This is a genomic window from Streptococcus oralis subsp. dentisani, from assembly GCF_002860905.1.
In the GTDB taxonomy this organism is placed as follows: domain Bacteria; phylum Bacillota; class Bacilli; order Lactobacillales; family Streptococcaceae; genus Streptococcus; species Streptococcus oralis_BA.
Genome location: NZ_PKIG01000005.1, coordinates 52,653 through 74,583 on the forward strand (window position 1 = coordinate 52,653; position 21,931 = coordinate 74,583).

Here is a 21,931-nt window from a genome sequence, read left to right on the forward strand (position 1 = left end):
CTCATAAATCAGTAGTTTTTATAGGATTATTTTTAATTCGGAAACAAAAATGTATTAACAGCATAAAATAAAGAAACTAGGAACATTTTTTCTATTTTTTTAGAAATAAAATGTTGTATAGAAATTCCGAAAGAAATAATAAAATAAAAATATAAATTAATAAAACAGGTATATATGAGCATATTGACGTCGACAAATGTTCTTGCAAAGCATAAAATACAAATTAAAAGAATAAAAAATGTTATATTTCTATATTTGTTGTTCTGTTATGAAATGAAAGAAATTGGAAACTAGTTTCTAAATCATGAAAAATATTGAAAAAAAAAAAAATAAGTGTTAAAATAAAGAATGTAAACGTTTACTTTAACAAAGGAGCTCATATGTTACTACAAAAAGAACTAATTCCAATGATAGAAGCTAACTTACCAAATATGGCATATGCTGAAAAAGACGTTGCTAAATTCTTCTTAAAACAGCAATCTCTGGATAATTATTCATGTGAGGCATTGTGCGAATGCCTTAATGTATCCAAAGCAACATTGACTCGATTTGCGAAAAAATGTGGTTTTAAAGGTTTTAGACAATTCATTTTCAAATACCAAGAGATGATTCGTGAGAAAGAAAAGTTAGCATTGTATACAGAGGCTACAGAAAAAGTTTTATCCGACTATGAAGAAATGTTGAGAAAAACTTACACGGTTCTTGATGAAGTTCAACTTGAGCGTATTGCTGAGATGATAGAAACTGCTGAGCGTGTATATCTTTATGGTAAAGGAAGTTCTGTTCTTGCTTTAGAAGAAATGAAGATGAGATTTATGCGTCTCGGAGTCATTGGTGAAGTATTATCAGACGAGGATATGATTTTGTGGAGTAGCTTATTACTTAATGAAAATTGCCTTGTCATTGGAGCATCCGTTTCAGGTCAAACTGATATTGTACTAGAAGGTCTTCAAAAAGCTGCGGATAAAGGCGCTAAAACAGTTTTAATGACTACAAGAAAATTTGACGAAGAAGATTGTTTCTTTGATGAACTATTGTTATTAGCTTCGACCAATCATCTCTCGTATGGCAATCGCATATCACCTCAGTTTCCAATACTTTTAATTACAGACTGCTTATTCTCTCATTATCTGGAAAGTCCAGAGAGACAATATTATTACAATCAAACTATTATCCATAAGGAGGAATAATAAAATGAGCCAAATTTGGACTAAAGAGAAATTTATAAGTCAAGTCCATGGTGGAGTCATTGTTTCTTGTCAAGCTTTACCCGGTGAACCCCTTTATAATGAAGAATTTAGCTTGATGCCTTTTATGGCTAAAGCAGCTTTAGAGGCAGGAGCAGTGGGCATTCGCGCAAATTCTGTGCGTGATATTAAAGCAATTCAGAAAGTAGTAGATTTACCAATAATTGGAATTATCAAAAGAGATTATCCACCTCAAGAACCATATATTACTGCTACGATGAAAGAGGTAGATGAACTTGTAGAATGCGGAACAACAGTCATTGCATTTGATGCAACTTTAAGACCAAGATATGATGGCTTAGTTGTCAGTGAATTTATCAAAAAAATAAAAGAAAAATATCCTAATCAATTGTTGATGGCGGATGTAAGTAATTTTGATGAAGGTCTCTATGCATTTAAATCAGGCGTTGATTTTGTTGGTACAACATTATCAGGCTACACAAGTACAAGTGTACAATCAGATGAGCCTGATTTTGAACTAATGAAAAAATTGGCTGATTTTAATATTCCGGTAATTGCCGAAGGAAAAATTCATTATCCAGAACAATTAAAAAAAGCTTATAGTTTAGGTGTTACCAGTGTTGTCATTGGTGGAGCGATTACACGTCCAAAAGAAATTGCTCAGCGATTTATTAATGTCATCAAATAAAAAACAATATAAAGGAGAAATCTGATGAAAGATTTAACTAAATACAAAGGCGTTATTCCTGCATTTTATGCTTGCTATGATGAAAATGGTGAAATTAGCCAAGAACGTGTAAAATCTCTGGTGCAATATTTCATTGACAAAGGTGTAAAAGGTATCTATGTAAATGGTTCTTCAGGTGAATGTATTTACCAAAGTGTAGAAGATCGTAAACAAATTATTGAAGCTGTTATGGAAGTTGCTAAAGGTAAATTAACAGTTATCAACCATGTTGCATGTAATAACACGAAAGATAGTATTGAATTGGCAAAACATTCAGAAAGTGTTGGAGTCGATGCTATTGCTGCTATCCCACCTATTTACTTCAAATTGCCAGAATATTCAATCGCAGCATATTGGAATGCAATGAGTGAAGCTGCGCCAAATACAGATTTTATCATTTATAATATTCCACAATTGGCAGGGGTTGCGTTGACTGGTAGTTTGTATGCAACAATGCGTCAAAATCCTCGTGTGATTGGAGTTAAAAATTCTTCTATGCCTGTACAAGATATTCAAATGTTTGTAGCTGCAGGTGGAGAAGATTACATTGTATTCAATGGTCCAGATGAACAATATCTTGGTGGTCGTTTGATGGGAGCAGAAGCTGGTATTGGTGGTACTTATGGCGTTATGCCAGATTTGTTCTTGAAATTGGAAAGTTTGATTCAAGAACGAGATTTAGATACTGCTAAAAAACTTCAATATGCTATCAATGAAGTTATCTATAAGATGGTATCAGGTAAGGCAAATATGTATGCTGTAGCAAAAGAGGTTTTGCGTCTAAATGAAAAACTTGATTTAGGTTCTGTTCGTCAACCCTTAGAAGCATTGGCAGAAGGTGACTTGGAAGTTGCAAAACAAGCAGCAGTACTTATTCAACAAGCACGAAAAGAATTTTTATAATAAATAAAATCAATATGGAGATATGTTATGAGCACAACAGGATTTACAATAATTGACTTAATTATCTTGATTGTTTATTTACTTGCGGTGTTGGTTGCGGGTATCTATTTCTCTAAAAAAGAGATGAAAGGAAAAGAGTTCTTTAAAGGAGATGGTTCGGTTCCTTGGTATGTTACTTCGGTATCCATTTTTGCCACAATGCTCAGTCCGATTTCCTTCTTGGGACTCGCTGGTAACTCTTATGCAGGTAGCTGGATTTTATGGTTTGCTCAATTAGGGATGGTTGTAGCTATTCCACTGACAATTCGTTTTATCTTACCTATCTTTGCACGGATAGACATCGATACGGCATATGATTACTTGGATAAACGTTTTAATTCTAAAGCACTTCGTATTATTTCAGCACTCTTGTTTATTATTTATCAATTGGGACGTATGTCTATCATTATGTACCTCCCATCAGCTGGTTTATCAGTATTAACAGGAATTGACATCAATATTTTGATTATTTTGATGGGTGCAATTGCAATTGTTTATTCTTATACTGGTGGTCTAAAATCCGTATTATGGACAGACTTTATTCAAGGTGTGGTTCTGATTAGTGGTGTCGTTGTAGCTTTATTTGTACTGATGGCTAATATTAAAGGTGGCTTTGGTGCAGTAGCAGAAACATTAGCAAACGGGAAATTCCTTGCTGCAAATGAAAAACTTTTCGATCCTAACTTGCTTTCAAACTCCATCTTCTTAATTGTGATGGGTTCAGGCTTTACAATCTTATCTTCCTATGCTTCATCTCAAGATTTGGTTCAACGTTTTACTACAACACAAAATATTAAGAAACTTAATAAAATGTTGTTCACAAATGGTGTCTTGTCACTTGCTACTGCAACAGTCTTTTACTTGATCGGTACAGGCTTGTACGTATTCTATCAAGTACAAAATGCAGGCAGTGCAGCTAGCAATATCCCTCAAGACCAAATCTTTATGTACTTTATTGCATACCAGTTACCAGTAGGTGTCACAGGTTTGATCTTGGCAGCGATTTATGCAGCAGCTCAATCAACTATTTCAACAGGTTTGAACTCTGTTGCAACTTCATGGACATTGGATATTCAAGATGTCATTTCTAAAAATATGTCAGACGATCGTCGTACGAAAATTGCACAATTCGTATCTCTAGCAGTAGGTTTATTCTCAATTGTTGTTTCCATTATCATGGCTCATTCAGATATTAAATCTGCATACGAATGGTTCAATAGTTTCATGGGACTTGTACTTGGTCTACTAGGTGGTGTATTCATTCTTGGTTTTGTTTCTAAAAAAGCAAATAAACAAGGTGCTTATGCAGCGCTGATTGTATCAACCATCGTTATGGTATTTATTAAATACTTCCTTCCTCCAACAGCTGTTAGCTACTGGGCATATTCATTGATTTCAATTTCTGTATCAGTAGTTTCAGGTTATATTGTATCAGTTCTTACTGAAAATAAAGTATCTGCACCTAAATATACAACGATTCATGATATTTCAGAAATTAAAGCGGATTCAAGTTGGGAAGTTCGTCACTAGTCACTAATAGAAAAGAGAAAATAATATGATTATTTCTGAACAATCTGATTTTAGACGATATGCTTCTGTCAATAAACATTTTTCAAAAGTCTGTGATTTTTTAGAAAATACAAATTTGACAGATTTAGTTGATGGAAAAATTGATATTGACGGGGAAAATGTTTTTGCAAATTGTATGACTTATCTAGCTGATGGAGTTCCAGGAGATATTTTTGAAACTCATAAGAAATATTTAGATATTCATATTGTTGTTGAAAATACAGAAAAAATGGCAGTAACTTCCCCAGTTCGTGCTCAGTCACGTGTACCTTTTAGCGAAGAGAAGGATATTGCTTTTTACGATAGCAAAGACTATCAAATTGTTGAATTGCTCCCAGGGAATATGTTGGTGACTTTTGAAGAAGATCTTCACCAACCAAAGATTCATTGCAATGATGAAACTGTTAAAAAACTTGTTATCAAAGTTTTAAACGAGGAAAAATAAAATGAAAAAAAATATTAAACAATATGTAACCTTAGGTACTGTAGTGGTATTATCAGCATTTGTTGCTAACTCAGTTGCAGCTCAGGAGACTGAAACTTCTGAAGTATCAACACCAGAGTTGGTGCAACCTGTTGGACCAACGACTTCGATTTCGGAAGTACAACATAAATCGGGTAACTCTTCGGAAGTTACTGGACAACCTCGAACAGTTGAAACTACTGTTAAGGATCAATCTTCTACAGAGGATGCGATTTCGGGAGTACAACCTAAATCGGATAATTCTTCGGAAGTTACTGGACAACCTCGAACAGTTGAAACTACTGTTAAGGATCAATCTTCTACAGAGGATGCGATTTCGGGAGTACAACCTAAATCGGATAATTCTTCGGAAGTTACTGTACAACCTCGAACAGTCGAAACTACTGTTAAGGATCGATCTTCTACAGCGGAAGAAACTCCTGTCTTAGAAAAAAATAATGTTACTTTAACAGGGGGCGGAGAAAATGTTACTAATGAGTTAAAGGATAAATTTACTAGCGGTGACTTTACTGTAGTGATTAAGTACAATCAGTCTAGTGAGAAAGGTTTACAAGCTCTGTTTGGAATATCTAATTCTAAACCCGGTCAACAAAATAGTTATGTAGATGTGTTCCTTAGAGACAATGGTGAATTGGGAATGGAAGCGCGTGATACTTCTTCCAATAAAAATCACCTAGTATCCAGACCTGCTTCAGTTTGGGGTAAGTACAAACAAGAGGCTGTGACTAACACTGTTGCAGTAGTAGCAGATTCAGTCAAAAAAACATATTCTTTATATGCTAATGGTACAAAAGTAGTAGAAAAGAAAGTGGATAACTTCCTAAACATCAAGGATATTAAAGGTATTGATTACTATATGCTTGGGGGAGTGAAACGTGCAGGAAAAACGGCGTTTGGTTTTAACGGGACACTAGAAAATATCAAATTCTTTAATAGTGCATTGGATGAAGAAACTGTTAAAAAGATGACAACAAACGCTGTTACTGGACATTTAATTTATACGGCTAATGATACAACAGGTTCTAACTATTTCCGTATTCCAGTTCTGTATACTTTTAGCAATGGTCGGGTTTTTTCAAGCATTGACGCTCGTTACGGTGGAACTCATGATTTCTTGAATAAAATTAATATTGCTACAAGTTATAGTGATGATAATGGTAAGACATGGACTAAACCAAAATTAACATTGGCATTCGATGATTTTGCGCCAGTACCATTAGAATGGCCTCGTGATGTTGGTGGACGTGACTTACAAATCAGCGGTGGTGCAACCTATATTGACTCTGTTATTGTTGAAAAAAATAACAAACAAGTACTCATGTTTGCTGATGTTATGCCTGCTGGAGTAAGTTTTAGAGAAGCTACTAGAAAAGATTCAGGTTATAAACAAATTGATGGTAATTATTACCTTAAATTAAAGAAACAAGGTGATACTGATTATAATTATACTATTCGTGAGAATGGTACTGTATACGACGATCGTACCAACAGACCAACTGAATTTTCAGTAGATAAAAAATTCGGTATTAAACAAAATGGTAATTATTTGACGGTAGAGCAATATTCGGTTTCATTTGAAAATAATAAAAAGACTGAATATCGTAATGGGACTAAAGTCCATATGAATATCTTCTACAAAGATGCATTATTCAAAGTAGTGCCAACGAACTATATTGCATATATTTCTAGTAATGATCATGGCGAATCTTGGTCTGCACCAACTTTATTACCTCCTATAATGGGACTTAATCGGAATGCGCCTTATTTGGGTCCTGGACGTGGAATCATTGAAAGCTCAACTGGACGTATTCTTATTCCGTCTTACACTGGTAAAGAGTCTGCATTCATTTATAGTGATGATAATGGAGCGTCTTGGAAAGTTAAAGTTGTGCCACTTCCTTCTAGTTGGTCAGCAGAAGCACAATTTGTAGAATTGAGTCCAGGAGTAATTCAAGCATACATGCGTACAAATAATGGTAAAATTGCATATTTAACAAGTAAAGACGCAGGTACTACTTGGAGTGCTCCGGAATATTTGAATTTTGTTTCAAATCCAAGTTATGGAACACAATTATCAATCATCAATTATAGTCAATTGATTGATGGTAAAAAGGCTGTCATTTTAAGTACTCCAAACTCCACAAATGGTCGTAAACACGGACAAATTTCGATTGGTCTAATTAATGATGATAATACAATTGATTGGCGTTATCATCACGATGTTGATTATAGTAACTATGGATACTCATATTCAACATTGACAGAGTTACCAAATCATGAAATTGGATTGATGTTTGAAAAATTTGATTCATGGTCTCGTAATGAACTTCATATGAAAAATGTTGTACCATATATAACATTTAAGATTGAAGATTTGAAAAAGAATTAAAGCTGAAATTTAAAAATATATAGAAAGAGGATAAAAATTATGGTAAATTACGGTATTGTTGGAGCTGGATATTTTGGAGCTGATTTGGCTCGCTCAATGAACAAAATTGAAGATGCAAAAGTGGTTGCGGTATTTGACCCAAATCATGGAGAAGAAGTTGCTCAAGAGTTGGGATCAGATGTTTGTGCAAGTTTAGATGAACTTGTAGCACGTGAAGATATTGATTGTGTGATCGTAGCTTCACCTAGCTACCTTCACCGTGAACCTGTTGTGAAAGCTGCTCAACATGGCAAACACGTATTTTGTGAAAAGCCAATTGCATTGTCTTATGAAGATTGTAAAGCCATGGTTGACGCATGTAAAGAAAATAATGTTATCTTTATGGCTGGTCACATCATGAACTTCTTTAATGGTGTACACCATGCTAAAGAATTGATTACTCAAGGTAAAATCGGTAAAGTTCTTTATTGCCATGCCGCTCGTACAGGTTGGGAAGAACAACAACCAACTGTATCATGGAAGAAACTTCGTTCTCAATCTGGAGGACATTTGTACCACCATATTCATGAATTAGATTGCATTCAGTTCATCATGGGAGGACTTCCTGAAAAAGCGACAATGGTAGGAGGTAATGTATATCATAAAGGTGAAAACTTTGGTGATGAAGATGATATGCTCATTGTAAACCTAGAATACTCTGATGATCGTTATGCTGTTTTGGAATATGGTAATGCTTTCCGTTGGGGTGAACACTACGTCTTGATTCAAGGAACTGAAGGAGCTATCAAACTTGACTTGTTCAATACTGGAGGTACTCTTCGTGTTAAAGGTGAAGGAGAATCACACTTCTTAGTACATGAAACTCAAGAGGAAGATGATGACCGTACAGCTATCTATACCGGTCGTGGTATGGATGGAGCAATTGCGTACGGTAAACCAGGAGTACGTTGCCCATTATGGTTACAAACATGTATTGATAAAGAAATGGAATATCTACATGACATCATTAAAGGTGGAGAAATTACAGAAGAATATGAAAAACTTCTCAATGGTGTAGCTGCTTTAGAATCAATCGCTACCGCTGATGCATGTACTTTATCAGTTAAAGAAGATCGAAAAGTAAGTCTTTCAGAAATCACAAATGCTTAACTATTGTAAAACAGAATAGTAAATTCTTGTCATTATATAATTTCTAAAGTTCTGTGATACAACTCATTGAATAAAGAAATAGAGATGGGACTGGGATAATGCCCAGTCCCATTTTTTATCAAAAAGTAATGAGATCAAAAATGTGGGAGTGATGAAATGAAGATTATAGGGATCGATATTGGCGGAACAACAATTAAGGCAGATTTATACGATGATTTTGGAACGAGTTTAAATCAGTTCAAAGAGATTGAAACAATTATTGACTATGATTTGGGAACGAATCAGATATTAAATCAGGTCTGTGATTTAATTGGTGAGTATATTTTAAATTATTCAATTGATGGTGTTGGTATTTCCACTGCTGGAGTTGTTAATGCTAATACAGGAGAAATCATCTATGCAGGCTATACAATACCAGGGTATATCGGAGTAAACTTTACTTCCGAAATAGAAAAACGTTTTGGGTTGTCTACTTTTGTTGAAAATGATGTTAATTGTGCTGCATTAGGTGAATTATGGAAGGGACAAGCCAAAGATAAGAAAAATGTAGTAATGGTTACTATTGGAACAGGTATAGGAGGCAGTATTATTGTTAATGGACAAATTGTTAACGGATTTAACTATACTGCTGGTGAAGTAGGCTATATTCCTGTAGGTAATTCGGATTGGCAAAGCAAAGCCTCAACAACCGCATTGATTCATTTATATCAAAAGAAGAGCTTGAAAACTAATCAAACTGGACGTACTTTCTTTACTGATTTAAGTTCTGGAGATAAAGTCGCTAAAGAAACTTTTGAAATTTTTGTAGAAAATCTAACAAAAGGTTTATTAACTATTTCTTATCTACTTAATCCAGAAATTCTCATATTAGGAGGTGGGATTCTGGCTAAAAAGGATATTTTGTTACCTGAAATTCAAAGTTCTTTAGCTAAAAATGCAATGGATAATAGGTTTTTGCCTAATAATGTTGTGGCAGCTACATTAGGAAATGAAGCTGGTCGTATAGGAGCTGTAAAAAATTTCTTAGATAGAATTTCTAATAAATAGTGTGAAAGATAAGGAGGTGTCACAATGACTAACTCTGTATTTTCGACAATGCAAGATATTGAGAATGTTGCAACCGATATTATAAAATCATATGATAATGAGATTTATACGTATAAAGCTGTCTCCCAAGAAGAATTGGAAGAACTAGAAAAAAGTTATGATGAAAAAAGTCACGAAGAATTAATTTCAATAGAAAGCAATTTGGAAATGCAACAACAGAACCTCATTGATGTGGTTAATAAAACAATCAAGGAAAATGATGCAAAGATTCAGTATATTTCATCAAGTAGGAGAGGAGAATTTGTAGAAAAAATTATTGGTAGGGTGGTAGAAAAATATGGCTATTAGTCAGATGAAAAGAATTTCTCTACTATTTTCTAAGAGTAGTCTTGATGATGTTTTAAAAACTATTCAAGAACTAGAGTCAGTGCAGTTCCGTGATTTAAAGGTTCAGGATAACTGGTCAGAAGCTCTAGAAAAAGATGAGGTTGTATTTCCAACTATTCAAATTTCTCATACTTCTAATTCCAATCATGGGGTTATTGAAGGAAATGATGCCTTGACTTATTTGATGAATAAACAACAACATTTGGAAGCAACTGTAGAGAAATTACAAGAATACCTACCGAAAGAAAACACGTTTAAGTTATTACAGCAACCTCCGATAACAACCTCTTATGAAGAATTAGAAAAATTTGGTAAAGCTAATGTTGCTGAGGGTGTTCTTAAAAAAGTGAATCATCAAATAAACAGAGTTCATGAATTAGAAAGAAACATTCAAAGTAATAATGAGGAAATAGAGAGATTAATAAAGTGGGAAAAATTAGAAATTATTCCTGCGCATTTAGAACAATTTTCTTTCTGTAGAGGAAAAATCGGAACAATTCCAAGGACTGTAGATAATCGCTTATACAATAATTTTTTAGAAAACAATATTGAAGTTCAAGAAATATTTTCTAATGATAGAGAGTACGGTGTTGTTGTTTTCTATCAGTCCAGTTGCTCTATTGATTTTGATGAATACTTATTTGAACCATTTGATTATTCTAGAAAGGAATTACCGAAGCAGCGAGTAGTAGATTTGGATCAAGAAAACATGCAGTTAATAACTGAAAAAGAGAATATTATCGCATCGTTGCAAGATTCAAAGAAAAATTTGATAGATTTACAATGGCAAATTGACTATATTTTATCTATCTATGCTCGTCAAATCTCTAAGAATAACCTTTTGAGCACTCCGCATCTAGTTGCATTAGAAGGATGGATAGAAGAAACTCGTATTTTATATTTTATAAAAGTTATGGATGAGCGTTTTGGACATTCTATTTATATTTATGAATCGGAAACATTGTCGGATAATCAAGATGAAATACCTATCAAATTAACGAATCACTCTTTAATTGAACCATTTGAATTATTGACAGAAATGTATGCTCTGCCCAAATATTATGAGAAAGATCCTACACCTGTATTAGCACCATTTTACTTTACATTTTTTGGAATGATGGTTGCTGATTTAGGCTATGGTTTACTATTGTTTTTAGGAACAATGTTAGCATTAAAAATTTTTCATCTACCTTCAGTAACTAAGAGATTTTTAAAATTCTTTAATATATTAGGGGTAGCCGTTGCAATTTGGGGTGGAATCTATGGCTCATTTTTTGGATATGAGTTGCCATTTCATCTGATATCTACAACCTCGGATGTCATGACTATATTAGTAGTGTCAGTTGTGTTTGGATTTATTACAGTATTTGTAGGTTTGTTAGCTTCAGGTCTACAAAAAGTAAGAATGAAGAAATATGCAGAAGCATATAATTCAGGATTTGCGTGGTGTGTTATTCTGCTTGGCTTGTTATTTATTGCTGTCGGAATGTTGATGCCTGATATGAGACCGTTATTTGTATTAGGGAAATGGGTATCTATTTTTAATGCTGTGGGGATTTTGATTGTTTCTATTATTCAAGCCAAAAGCTTGTCAGGTATTGGAGCAGGATTGTTTAATCTATATAACATTTCATCTTATATAGGTGATTTAGTTAGTTTCACTCGATTGATGGCATTAGGATTATCTGGAGCAAGTATAGCATCAGCTTTCAATTTAATTGTTGGTTTGTTTCCGGGAATATTGGCTAAACTGACAATTGGATTAGTATTATTCATTCTTTTACATGCGATCAATATTTTTCTATCGTTACTATCAGGATATGTTCATGGAGCACGTCTGATATTTGTTGAATTTTTTGGTAAGTTTTATGAGGGTGGAGGAAAACCATTTCAACCTTTGAAGGCTTCTGAGAAATATATTAAGGTTATTACAAAGAATTAATGGAGGATATATATAATGGAACATTTAGCAACTTATTTTTCAACCTATGGAGGAGCTTTTTTCGCTGCATTGGGAATTGTACTGGCGGTTGGATTAAGCGGTATGGGGTCTGCTTATGGAGTTGGTAAGGCTGGGCAATCTGCCGCAGCTTTACTGAAAGAACAGCCTGAAAAGTTTGCCTCAGCTTTGATATTGCAATTATTGCCCGGAACACAAGGATTATATGGTTTTGTTATTGGAATTTTAATTTGGTTGCAATTAACTCCAGAACTTCCTTTAGAAAAAGGCGTTGCTTATTTCTTTGTAGCCCTTCCAATTGCTATTGTAGGATACTTTTCAGCTAAGCATCAAGGAAATGTAGCAGTAGCGGGAATGCAAATCTTGGCTAAAAGACCAAAAGAATTCATGAAGGGAGCAATTTTAGCTGCCATGGTAGAAACCTATGCAATTCTTGCTTTTGTCGTATCATTCATTTTGACCCTTCGTGTATAAGAAATAAATTTGCAATTCAAAGGAGGTGTCTAAATGAGCAATTTAGAAAACTTACGAGAGTCTGTTATTGAACAAGCTCATGAAAAAGGGCGTATGAAATTATTGGATTCCAAAAAGAAGATTGATGATGAATTTGAAATGCAAAAGTCGCTCATTATAAAGAAAAAAGAAGCTGAACATGAACGAAAGTTAAAAGAATTGCAACAGAAATATCAAATAATTTTTCAACAATTAAAAAATAAGGAACGCCAATCAACGTTAGTATCAAAACAGAAAATATTAAAAGAACTTTTTCAATCTGCTTTACTAGAAATGGAATCTTGGAGTGCAGATAAAGAAATGGAGTTCATCTATCGAATTCTGGAACAATATTCACAACAAGAGGTCATAGTAACTTTTGGGGAACAGACTTTAGCTAAATTCAATTTGGAACAATTAGAGAAATTGAAATTCTCTTTTCCAAATTATTTATTTAGTGAACAACCTATCTCAAATGAATCAGGCTTACTTATTTCAATAGGTAAAATTGATGATAACTATTTGTATAAAACATTAATTGGATCGATTTCTAAGGAAGAAAGTTCAAGTATCGCAAATCAAATTTTTATCAATCAAGGATGAAATTGGTTAATCCTTCTTAGAAATTAGGAGTATTCCAATAAAATTAGAAAGGTATTTTATGGATACTAATCTTTTTTCAAAAATAAATACGACGATTTCGGTAAAAGAAAACGATTTTATTACAGAAGAAAAATTTCAAAAAATTATACAATCCAAAGATACGGAGACATTGGCATTTATCTTAGAATCAACTCCCTATCATTTATCGATTGACATCTTAAAAGATCCTAGTCAGACAGAGATTTCGCTAATGACAAAATTAGTCAATGATTATAGATGGGCCTATGCTGAAAGTCCGTCTGATATAATTGTGACTTTATTTGCTTTACGATATGTTTATCATAATATCAAAGTTTTATTAAAATCTAAGGCGGCAATTAAGAAAGATTTTTCTAAATTATTAATTCCAATAGGGATTTTTGATATAGAAAGTTTAAAACATTTAGTTTCTTCCTTACATTCAGATACACTTCCTGATTTTATGGTTCGTGAAGTAGAATCAATTTGGAATGAGTATGAAACTTTTAATAATATTCGTGTACTTGATGTCGGAGCTGATCTAGCATATTTTAAACATCTGAAACTTTTATCTAATGAGTTAGATGAGGTATTGTCTCAGGTTATTGTCGAAATGATTGACTTTTATAATATTATTACTGTAAAACGTGGTTTATCTCAAAATAAGAGTCATGGGGATATTTTACAATTACTTTCAGATGAAGGAAGTATTTCTGCTAAAGAATTTATATACATTGTAGAAAATCAAGAAATATTTGTGTGGTTCAATAAAATAAATCCAAGCTTAGATTCAATCTTTTCAACTTATGAATTGAAGATGCAGGACGCAACGATTTCATCTTCTGAGTTAGAATTTTTATGTGATTTACTATTGTATAAAACTTTAGATCAAGGAAGGTACAATGTAGATGGGCCGTTAGTTCTTGCTAGATATTTATTGGGATGTGAGTTTGAAGTAAAGAATCTCAGAATGATCATATCAGCTCTTCAAAATACAATTCCCTTTGAATCAATAAAAGAAAGGATACGCCCACATTATGGAAGCTAATAAGTATAAAATTGGCATAATTGGTAGCCGTGATATTATTTTACCATTTAGCATGATTGGGTTTGATATATTTCCTGCCTATCAAGAACAAGAAGCTATAAATACACTAAGAAAATTAGCTCAATCTGATTATGGTGTCATATATATCACTGAAGACATTGCTTCAATGATATTAGATACAATTCGCCATTATGATTCCCAAGTTGTGCCTGCTATTATCTTATTACCGACTCATAAACAAGGTTTAAATTTAGGATTAAAACGTATAGAGGATAATGTAGAGAAAGCAGTAGGACACAATATTTTATAATAATGTACAAAATTGTCTGTAATATTATTCTATAATTTTTGGACTTAGTAAGGAGAATAACTTTGACTCAAGGGAAGATTATAAAAGTATCGGGACCTCTAGTTATTGCATCAGGTATGCAGGAGGCTAATATTCAAGATATTTGCCGTGTAGGTAAGCTAGGGTTAATCGGTGAAATTATTGAAATGAGAAGAGATCAGGCATCTATCCAAGTCTATGAAGAAACATCTGGTCTTGGTCCGGGAGAACCTGTTGTTACAACTGGAGAACCTCTCTCGGTTGAATTAGGGCCTGGATTGATTTCTCAAATGTTTGATGGCATACAACGCCCATTAGATCGATTTAAATTGGCTACTCATAATGATTTTCTAGTTCGTGGGGTAGAAGTTCCAAGTTTGGATAGAGATATTAAGTGGCATTTTGATTCCACTATAGCAATTGGTCAAAAAGTGAGTACGGGTGATATTCTTGGAACTGTCAAGGAAACCGAGGTAGTTAATCATAAAATTATGGTTCCTTATGGAGTATCTGGAGAAGTCGTTTCTATTGCATCTGGCGATTTTACAATTGATGAAGTTGTATATGAAATAAAAAAATTGGACGGTAGTTTCTATAAAGGAACGCTTATGCAAAAATGGCCTGTCCGCAAGGCGCGTCCTGTTTCTAAACGTTTAATTCCAGAAGAACCATTAATCACAGGTCAACGAGTTATTGATACATTCTTTCCAGTAACCAAAGGGGGAGCTGCAGCAGTTCCTGGACCGTTTGGAGCAGGAAAGACAGTTGTACAACACCAAGTAGCTAAATTTGCCAATGTTGATATTGTTATTTATGTCGGTTGTGGAGAACGTGGAAATGAAATGACGGATGTACTGAATGAGTTTCCTGAGTTGATTGACCCTAATACCGGACAATCAATTATGCAACGGACAGTTCTGATTGCTAATACTTCAAATATGCCTGTTGCTGCTCGTGAGGCTTCAATTTATACAGGAATTACCATGGCTGAGTATTTTCGTGATATGGGCTACTCTGTCGCCATTATGGCTGATTCAACTTCACGTTGGGCAGAAGCGCTACGTGAAATGTCAGGACGTCTAGAAGAAATGCCTGGTGATGAGGGTTATCCTGCTTATCTGGGAAGTCGTATCGCTGAATATTATGAAAGAGCAGGACGTTCTCAGGTTCTAGGGCTTCCAGAACGTGAAGGAACGATTACTGCTATTGGTGCTGTATCGCCACCTGGTGGAGATATTTCAGAACCAGTTACTCAAAACACTTTACGGATTGTGAAAGTTTTTTGGGGGCTTGATGCTCCGTTGGCACAGCGACGTCATTTTCCTGCAATTAACTGGCTTACATCTTATTCACTATATAAAGACAGTGTGGGCACTTATATAGATGGTAAAGAGAAGACAGATTGGAATAGTAAAATAACTCGTGCGATGAACTACTTACAACGGGAATCTAGTTTAGAGGAAATTGTTCGTCTTGTTGGAATTGATTCTCTGTCTGATACTGAACGACTAACGATGGAAATTGCTAAACAAATTCGAGAAGATTATTTGCAACAGAACGCCTTTGATTCGGTAGATACATTCACTTCGTTTGCAAAACAAGAAGCAATGCTAAGTAATATCCTAACTTTTGCTGATCAGGCAAATCATGCTTTAGAGTTGGGTTCTTACTTTACAGAGATTATGGAAGGTACCGTGGCAGTTAGAGACCGTATGGCTAGAAGTAAATATGTTTCAGAAGATAGATTAGATGAAATCAAAATTATATCAAATGAGATTATACATCAAATTCATTTGATATTAGAAACAGGAGGTCTATAAATGAGTGTTATAAAAGAATACAGAACTGCTAGTGAAGTTGTTGGGCCTCTTATGATTGTTGAACAAGTAAATAATGTGTCTTACAATGAGTTAGTTGAAATTCAACTTCATAATGGAGAAATTCGTCGTGGACAAGTTTTAGAGATCCACGAAGATAAAGCAATGGTTCAGCTTTTTGAAGGATCTAGTGGAATAAATTTAGAAAAGTCTAAAATTCGTTTTGCTGGTCATGCATTAGAATTGGCCGTATCTGAGGATATGGTTGGTCGTATTTTTAATGGGATGGGAAAACCAATTGATGGTGGACCAGATTTAATTCCAGAGAAATATTTAGATATTGATGGTCAAGCTATTAATCCTGTATCTAGAGATTATCCAGATGAATTTATTCAGACAGGGATCTCCTCTATTGATCATTTGAATACTCTTGTACGTGGTCAAAAATTACCAGTATTTTCAGGTTCGGGCTTACCTCATAATGAATTAGCTGCTCAGATAGCAAGACAAGCGACTGTTTTAAATTCTGATGAAAATTTTGCGGTTGTATTTGCAGCAATGGGTATTACTTTTGAAGAAGCTGAGTTTTTTATGGAAGAGCTCAGAAAAACAGGAGCGATCGATCGTTCGGTTTTATTTATGAACTTGGCAAATGATCCTGCAATTGAGCGTATTGCAACTCCCCGCATTGCTTTAACTGCGGCAGAGTATCTAGCTTTTGAAAAAGATATGCACGTTCTAGTTATCATGACGGATATGACCAACTATTGTGAAGCGTTACGTGAAGTCTCAGCAGCTCGCCGTGAAGTTCCAGGGAGACGAGGCTATCCGGGATATTTATATACAAATTTATCAACTCTATACGAAAGGGCTGGTCGCTTAGTTGGTAAAAAAGGTTCGGTGACACAGATTCCTATTTTAACAATGCCAGAAGATGACATAACACATCCAATTCCTGATTTAACTGGATACATTACTGAAGGGCAAATTATTTTGTCGCATGAGTTGTATAATCAAGGTTATCGTCCACCAATCAATGTTTTACCTTCTCTCTCTCGATTAAAAGATAAGGGTTCTGGAGAAGGTAAAACTCGTGGAGATCATGCTCCAACTATGAATCAACTGTTTGCAGCCTATGCCCAAGGGAAAAAGGTTGAAGAGTTAGCAGTAGTATTAGGAGAATCGGCTTTATCTGATGTAGATAAATTGTATGTGAGGTTTACAAAGCGTTTTGAAGAAGAGTACATAAATCAAGGATTTTATAAAAACCGAAATATAGAAGATACGTTGAATCTTGGGTGGGAATTACTATCAATTCTTCCTAGAACAGAGTTAAAACGTATCAAAGATGATTTGCTTGATAAATACTTACCTTTGGTAGAAGTTTAATCCAGAAATGGAGTGATTATCTATGGTACGTTTGAATGTAAAACCAACTCGTATGGAATTGAATAACTTAAAGGAACGTTTGAAAACAGCTGAACGTGGACATAAGTTATTAAAGGATAAAAGAGATGAATTGATGAGGCGATTTATTTCTTTGATTCGTGAGAATAATCAACTTCGGAAAGAAGTAGAAAGTTATCTAATTGATAATCTAAAATCCTTTGCAGTTGCTAAATCATTAAAGAGTTCTCAAATGGTGGAGGAATTATTTTCAATTCCATCGAAAGAAATTGAACTATTTGTTGAGAAAGAAAATATCATGAGTGTAACAGTTCCTAGAATGCATATGAATATTACTTCTCAAAATGAGAACAGTGAATACAGCTATTTATCTTCTAATAGTGAAATGGATGATGTATTTGCTACAATGAATAGTTTAATTGATAAATTACTAAGACTGGCAGAAGTTGAAAAAACGTGTCAGTTAATGGCTGATGAAATAGAAAAAACACGTAGACGTGTAAATGGTTTAGAATACTCGATTATTCCAAACTTGTCGGAAACTATTCATTATATAGAATTGAAACTAGAGGAGGCAGAAAGAGCCAATTTAGTTCGTATTATGAAAGTGAAGTAGATCCTTTAATTAGATTATTAATTAGATGAACAAAATATCAGCTTGGATAAGGCTTTTAGCCTTTCTAAGCTTTTTTTATTGACAGTATCAGGATATCTTTTTCAAAATTTTGGTTTGTTAGATAATGAAGATGTTTCTACTAATCTAGATTTAGGATTAATAAATCGTAAATGTAATTATAAAGAAAAAGATAAATTAAAAAAAGATGTATTAGCAAGAGTTGGTCTAACTCATATTCATCTGGAACAAAAGATATATGAATTGTCTGGCGGTGAAGCACAACGTGTTGCTTTAGCGAAAATCATTCTTAAAAATCCACCATTAATACTTGCGGATGAGTTGACTGCATCGCTCGACCCTACGACTTCACAAGGAATTATGAAATTATTATTAGATATGAAAAATGAAAATCGTCTAATCATCATTGCAACTCATAATCCCGATATTTGGAATCAAGCAGATGAAGTTATAAATTTAAATCAATTATAGTTACAGTCAATAGATATCTTCTATATTTTAAAGTTATTTTATCTGAATCCGTAAAAGCAGTTCAATCTTGTACTGCTTTTTTTCTTTTACGACTTACGCTGTTTGGTTTCATGAGCAAGTCCCTCAAAGTGAATTAATAACAAATCATTAGAAGTCATAGTGATGAAATTTATGTAACGGAAGTAGAGCGAATTGCTGAACCATTAAATAAGTATCTCTCGAAGTAGAGGCGTATATTTTGACTTTTAGTTTGATAGAATGGTAGTTTGAAAATGTAAATGATAGCTACTGTTCATAAAACATAGAAGGTACGTACGGTGTTTTGAGAAGAGCTAGAAATTAGCACTTACCTTATTATTCCAACAACCTCAAAAATGTGATAAAAATTTCAACTACTCTTATCTATAATAAAGCTACCTGTTCTTTGAAAATTGAATCCACTCCGTCTTGATTAGCGTGCCTGTGTAAGTAGGGACTGAGAGTTTTCCCCTGTGAAGGGCAACTGGCACAAGACGTGTGTGAGAATTTTCTAACAGACACGGAGTTTATCGTTACCAGACTTAAACGATGCGACAAACTAGATAAAGGAGTTAATCATGAAGGTAGTAAACTTGTATGATTTGAAACAAATGGGAAATAAAGGTGGTTGTACCATCCAATTGATTCATCACTTTCCTTTTGGTATGGGCTTAGGACATCTCAAAAAAGACTACATTGAGTTTAAACGTGTTGGTATCTTTGATGGAAAAGCAGTAGAAGTCACTCTTCGAGAACCTTATTCGAGAGATCTACTGAAGGTTGTCAAGTCGATTAAGCAACGTCAGAAATTGATAGCTTATCGTTATAAAGAAGGAAAGCTGCTATTTGTGAAGAAGGAGGCATCAGATGTCCTCTGAACAACAGGAACGAATGGCAGTTCAATATGCAGAGCGTAGTCTTTTATTTACTGTAAGAAGTCTCTTAAAGATTCTAGAATGGTCTAGACGTCAGGCTTTAGCACAGGATTCCGCCTATAAGATAGGGGTGCAGAAATTAGAAGAATTGCTACAATCTCCTTATTCGATTGATACGATTAATCTGAAAAAAGATTTTTTAGACAAACCAATTGATATAGAGAAATTTAAGTCTTTTTTAGAAAAAGAAGAGATTCCTTTAGCACTCGCTTGGCAAGGGGATTCTCTACATTTCTACACGAAAGACCGTTCGATTCTAGACAATCATTTAGACCATCTGTTAGAAAAAATGGTTAATGATCCGGAGAAATTAGCTGATTTTACCATGGATCAGTCATTAGACGATGCTATTGATGAGGCTAAATCCCAAATTACCTTTAGACAAGAAGGAGCCGTCAAACAGAAAGAGATGGTGAGATGATGTACAGTGGAAAGAAATTCCTACTATTCTCACTGTTAGGCATCTTACTAGGCTATCTTTTTCATCGTTTGACGCTTTTGTATGATTCCTATACTGGAAATACTTTAGATAAATGGACTCATCTTCTGATGGAAGGTCAAGATCAAGTTCTTCAGTCGCCATGGAATGTTTCTTTTACTGGAAAATCAAGTGCTTTTTTTCTACTAGGCTTTGTGATGATGTTACTGGTTTATCTCTATCTAGAGACTGGTAAAAAACAATACCGAGAAGGAGTAGAATACGGGAGCGCCCGTTTTGGAACTCTAAAAGAAAAGAAGCTCTTTTACGGTAAAGAATTTTCTCATGATACGATCTTAGCACAAGATGTTCGTTTGACATTGTTAGATAAAAAACCAGCCCAATATGATAGAAATAAGAATATTGCGGTGATTGGAGGTTCAGGAAGTGGGAAGACATTTCGCTTTGTGAAACCTAATCTGATTCAGATGAATAGTTCAAATATTGTCGTGGATCCTAAAGATCACTTGGCCGAAAAAACAGGCAAACTCTTTATAGAACATGGCTACCAAGTAAAGGTGTTAGACTTAGTCAATATGAAGAACTCAGATGGCTTCAATCCTTTTCGCTATATAGAGACAGAAAATGATTTGAATCGCATGCTGACGGTTTATTTTAATAACACCAAAGGCTCTGGATCTCGTAGTGATCCATTTTGGGATGAAGCTTCTATGACTTTGGTACGAGCTTTAGCCTCTTACTTGGTCGATTTCTATAATCCACCCAAAACAAGAGAACAGCTCATTGAAGAGAGTCGTTTGAGTCAAACAGAATACCAAAACTTGTTGAAACGTCAAAAAAAAGAAGTGGAAGAGCGAAAAAAACGAGGGCGTTATCCAAGTTTTGCTGAAATCTCAAAACTCATTAAACACTTATCCAAGGGTGAAAACCAAGAAAAGAGTGTCTTAGAAATTCTATTTGAAAATTATGCTAAAAAGTATGGGACTGAAAATTTTACCATGCGAAATTGGGCAGATTTCCAAAATTATAAGGATAAGACTCTGGATTCTGTTATAGCTGTAACCACTGCTAAATTTGCCCTCTTCAATATTCAAAGTGTCATGGATTTGACCAAAAGAGATACCCTTGATATGAAGACATGGGGCCAGGAAAAATCAATGGTTTACTTAGTTATCCCAGATAACGATAGTACCTTTCGCTTTCTTTCAGCCCTCTTTTTTTCAACCGTATTTCAAACCCTAACAAGACAAGCAGATATTGATTTTAAGGGACAATTACCTCTTCATGTGAGAGTTTACTTAGATGAGTTCGCAAATATAGGAGAAATCCCAGATTTTGCTGAACAAACCTCAACAGTCCGTTCTCGAAATATGAGTCTCGTTCCTATTCTACAAAATATTGCCCAACTTCAAGGGCTCTATAAAGAAAAAGAAGCTTGGAAAACCATTCTTGGGAACTGTGATAGCTTAGTCTACTTAGGTGGTAATGATGAAGATACCTTTAAATTTATGAGTGGCTTACTCGGTAAACAGACCATTGATGTTCGAAATACTAGTCGTTCCTTTGGCCAGACAGGTTCAGGATCCCTTTCTCATCAAAAGATTGCTCGTGATTTAATGACACCCGATGAGGTTGGAAATATGAAACGGCATGAATGCTTGATTCGAATTGCCAATATGCCTGTCTTTAAAAGCAAAAAGTACAATTCCACTAAGCATCCAAACTGGAAATACCTAGCCAATCAAGAAACCGATGAACGGTGGTGGAACTATCAAATCAATCCTTTGAATCAAAGACAAGAAAATCATCTTGAAGGCCTTAGAATTCGTGATTTAACTTTTGAATCTAGTTTAAAATAA

General features: G+C 34.4%; 20 protein-coding genes and 1 pseudogene. All 21 read left to right on the plus strand.

From position 1 onward, the window contains the following. Window positions 1-380 precede the first annotated feature (380 nt). The 21 genes and pseudogenes from CYK16_RS07920 to CYK16_RS08020 all read left to right on the plus strand — a co-directional run bounded on the left by CYK16_RS07920 (window position 381) and on the right by CYK16_RS08020 (window position 21,931). Entirely contained in the window at window positions 381-1,190 is an 810-nt protein-coding gene (locus CYK16_RS07920; protein ID WP_101776865.1) for a MurR/RpiR family transcriptional regulator, read from the plus strand. A gap of 4 nt (window positions 1,191-1,194) precedes the next feature. Beyond that, on the plus strand, window positions 1,195-1,896 hold the full coding sequence (locus CYK16_RS07925) for an N-acetylmannosamine-6-phosphate 2-epimerase (protein ID WP_024058030.1): 702 nt from the start codon (window positions 1,195-1,197) through the stop codon (window positions 1,894-1,896). Between the two features lie 24 nt (window positions 1,897-1,920). Next, on the plus strand, window positions 1,921-2,838 hold the full coding sequence (locus CYK16_RS07930; protein ID WP_024058029.1) for an N-acetylneuraminate lyase: 918 nt from the start codon (window positions 1,921-1,923) through the stop codon (window positions 2,836-2,838). A 27-nt stretch (window positions 2,839-2,865) separates the two neighbouring features. Then, complete coding sequence (locus tag CYK16_RS07935; protein WP_024058028.1) at window positions 2,866-4,407, plus strand: sodium:solute symporter family protein; 1,542 nt, start codon at window positions 2,866-2,868, stop codon at window positions 4,405-4,407. Window positions 4,408-4,432: 25 nt separating this feature from the next. Next, window positions 4,433-4,891, plus strand: coding sequence for a NanQ anomerase/TabA/YiaL family protein (locus CYK16_RS07940; RefSeq protein ID WP_000587140.1), 459 nt, complete (start codon window positions 4,433-4,435; stop codon window positions 4,889-4,891). Window position 4,892: 1 nt separating this feature from the next. Next, a complete protein-coding gene (locus CYK16_RS07945) occupies window positions 4,893-7,319 on the plus strand; it encodes an exo-alpha-sialidase (RefSeq protein ID WP_257960395.1) in 2,427 nt (808 codons plus the stop codon). 39 nt (window positions 7,320-7,358) lie between these two features. Then, entirely contained in the window at window positions 7,359-8,468 is a 1,110-nt protein-coding gene (locus tag CYK16_RS07950; RefSeq protein WP_000248712.1) for a Gfo/Idh/MocA family protein, read from the plus strand. A gap of 156 nt (window positions 8,469-8,624) precedes the next feature. Then, window positions 8,625-9,515 (plus strand): ROK family protein, encoded by an 891-nt coding sequence (locus tag CYK16_RS07955; RefSeq protein ID WP_101776866.1) that lies wholly within the window; start codon window positions 8,625-8,627, stop codon window positions 9,513-9,515. 24 nt (window positions 9,516-9,539) lie between these two features. Beyond that, window positions 9,540-9,863 carry a hypothetical protein gene (locus CYK16_RS07960; protein ID WP_101776867.1) on the plus strand — a complete coding sequence of 108 codons (324 nt, stop codon included), beginning with the start codon at window positions 9,540-9,542 and terminating at the stop codon, window positions 9,861-9,863. After that, complete coding sequence (locus CYK16_RS07965; RefSeq protein ID WP_101776868.1) at window positions 9,853-11,844, plus strand: V-type ATP synthase subunit I; 1,992 nt, start codon at window positions 9,853-9,855, stop codon at window positions 11,842-11,844. Before CYK16_RS07960 ends, CYK16_RS07965 begins: the two co-directional genes overlap by 11 nt. Before the next feature lie 15 nt (window positions 11,845-11,859). Next, window positions 11,860-12,336 carry a V-type ATP synthase subunit K gene (locus CYK16_RS07970; RefSeq protein WP_000400484.1) on the plus strand — a complete coding sequence of 159 codons (477 nt, stop codon included), beginning with the start codon at window positions 11,860-11,862 and terminating at the stop codon, window positions 12,334-12,336. Window positions 12,337-12,369: 33 nt separating this feature from the next. Next, entirely contained in the window at window positions 12,370-12,957 is a 588-nt protein-coding gene (locus tag CYK16_RS07975) for a hypothetical protein (RefSeq protein WP_101776869.1), read from the plus strand. Between the two features lie 58 nt (window positions 12,958-13,015). After that, complete coding sequence (locus CYK16_RS07980; RefSeq protein ID WP_101776870.1) at window positions 13,016-14,023, plus strand: V-type ATPase subunit; 1,008 nt, start codon at window positions 13,016-13,018, stop codon at window positions 14,021-14,023. Further along, the gene (locus CYK16_RS07985) at window positions 14,013-14,333 is read left to right on the plus strand and encodes a V-type ATP synthase subunit F (protein ID WP_000387941.1); all 321 of its coding nucleotides are present in this window, start codon (window positions 14,013-14,015) and stop codon (window positions 14,331-14,333) included. Before CYK16_RS07980 ends, CYK16_RS07985 begins: the two co-directional genes overlap by 11 nt. A 62-nt stretch (window positions 14,334-14,395) precedes the next feature. Continuing rightward, a complete protein-coding gene (locus CYK16_RS07990; RefSeq protein ID WP_101776871.1) occupies window positions 14,396-16,171 on the plus strand; it encodes a V-type ATP synthase subunit A in 1,776 nt (591 codons plus the stop codon). Beyond that, window positions 16,172-17,557: a V-type ATP synthase subunit B gene (locus CYK16_RS07995; RefSeq protein WP_000111248.1), complete on the plus strand. Its 1,386-nt coding sequence runs from the start codon at window positions 16,172-16,174 to the stop codon at window positions 17,555-17,557. Between the two features lie 22 nt (window positions 17,558-17,579). Further along, window positions 17,580-18,191: a V-type ATP synthase subunit D gene (locus CYK16_RS08000; protein WP_101776872.1), complete on the plus strand. Its 612-nt coding sequence runs from the start codon at window positions 17,580-17,582 to the stop codon at window positions 18,189-18,191. A 90-nt stretch (window positions 18,192-18,281) separates the two neighbouring features. Then, window positions 18,282-18,680 (plus strand): annotated as a pseudogene (locus CYK16_RS08005) (ATP-binding cassette domain-containing protein); the annotation flags it as partial. A gap of 596 nt (window positions 18,681-19,276) precedes the next feature. Then, window positions 19,277-19,576, plus strand: a complete 300-nt coding sequence (locus tag CYK16_RS08010) for a hypothetical protein (protein ID WP_044727593.1) — start codon at window positions 19,277-19,279, stop codon at window positions 19,574-19,576. Further along, on the plus strand, window positions 19,566-20,054 hold the full coding sequence (locus CYK16_RS08015; RefSeq protein ID WP_061425195.1) for a hypothetical protein: 489 nt from the start codon (window positions 19,566-19,568) through the stop codon (window positions 20,052-20,054). Before CYK16_RS08010 ends, CYK16_RS08015 begins: the two co-directional genes overlap by 11 nt. Continuing rightward, the gene (locus CYK16_RS08020) at window positions 20,054-21,931 is read left to right on the plus strand and encodes a VirD4-like conjugal transfer protein, CD1115 family (protein WP_101776885.1); all 1,878 of its coding nucleotides are present in this window, start codon (window positions 20,054-20,056) and stop codon (window positions 21,929-21,931) included. Before CYK16_RS08015 ends, CYK16_RS08020 begins: the two co-directional genes overlap by 1 nt.

Bases quoted from the DNA above. Each gene is read 5' to 3' on its own strand.
- CYK16_RS08000 (WP_101776872.1), top strand. From the start codon at position 17,580: ATGGTACGTTTGAATGTAAAACCAACTCGTATGGAATTGAATAACTTA.
- CYK16_RS07940 (WP_000587140.1), top strand. From the start codon at position 4,433: ATGATTATTTCTGAACAATCTGATTTTAGACGATATGCTTCTGTCAAT.
- CYK16_RS07995 (WP_000111248.1), top strand. From the start codon at position 16,172: ATGAGTGTTATAAAAGAATACAGAACTGCTAGTGAAGTTGTTGGGCCT.
- CYK16_RS07975 (WP_101776869.1), top strand. From the start codon at position 12,370: ATGAGCAATTTAGAAAACTTACGAGAGTCTGTTATTGAACAAGCTCAT.
- CYK16_RS08010 (WP_044727593.1), top strand. From the start codon at position 19,277: ATGAAGGTAGTAAACTTGTATGATTTGAAACAAATGGGAAATAAAGGT.
- CYK16_RS07930 (WP_024058029.1), top strand. From the start codon at position 1,921: ATGAAAGATTTAACTAAATACAAAGGCGTTATTCCTGCATTTTATGCT.
- CYK16_RS07980 (WP_101776870.1), top strand. From the start codon at position 13,016: ATGGATACTAATCTTTTTTCAAAAATAAATACGACGATTTCGGTAAAA.
- CYK16_RS07965 (WP_101776868.1), top strand. From the start codon at position 9,853: ATGGCTATTAGTCAGATGAAAAGAATTTCTCTACTATTTTCTAAGAGT.
- CYK16_RS07955 (WP_101776866.1), top strand. From the start codon at position 8,625: ATGAAGATTATAGGGATCGATATTGGCGGAACAACAATTAAGGCAGAT.
- CYK16_RS07960 (WP_101776867.1), top strand. From the start codon at position 9,540: ATGACTAACTCTGTATTTTCGACAATGCAAGATATTGAGAATGTTGCA.
- CYK16_RS07935 (WP_024058028.1), top strand. From the start codon at position 2,866: ATGAGCACAACAGGATTTACAATAATTGACTTAATTATCTTGATTGTT.
- CYK16_RS08020 (WP_101776885.1), top strand. From the start codon at position 20,054: ATGTACAGTGGAAAGAAATTCCTACTATTCTCACTGTTAGGCATCTTA.
- CYK16_RS08015 (WP_061425195.1), top strand. From the start codon at position 19,566: ATGTCCTCTGAACAACAGGAACGAATGGCAGTTCAATATGCAGAGCGT.
- CYK16_RS07985 (WP_000387941.1), top strand. From the start codon at position 14,013: ATGGAAGCTAATAAGTATAAAATTGGCATAATTGGTAGCCGTGATATT.
- CYK16_RS07945 (WP_257960395.1), top strand. From the start codon at position 4,893: ATGAAAAAAAATATTAAACAATATGTAACCTTAGGTACTGTAGTGGTA.
- CYK16_RS07970 (WP_000400484.1), top strand. From the start codon at position 11,860: ATGGAACATTTAGCAACTTATTTTTCAACCTATGGAGGAGCTTTTTTC.
- CYK16_RS07925 (WP_024058030.1), top strand. From the start codon at position 1,195: ATGAGCCAAATTTGGACTAAAGAGAAATTTATAAGTCAAGTCCATGGT.
- CYK16_RS07920 (WP_101776865.1), top strand. From the start codon at position 381: ATGTTACTACAAAAAGAACTAATTCCAATGATAGAAGCTAACTTACCA.
- CYK16_RS07950 (WP_000248712.1), top strand. From the start codon at position 7,359: ATGGTAAATTACGGTATTGTTGGAGCTGGATATTTTGGAGCTGATTTG.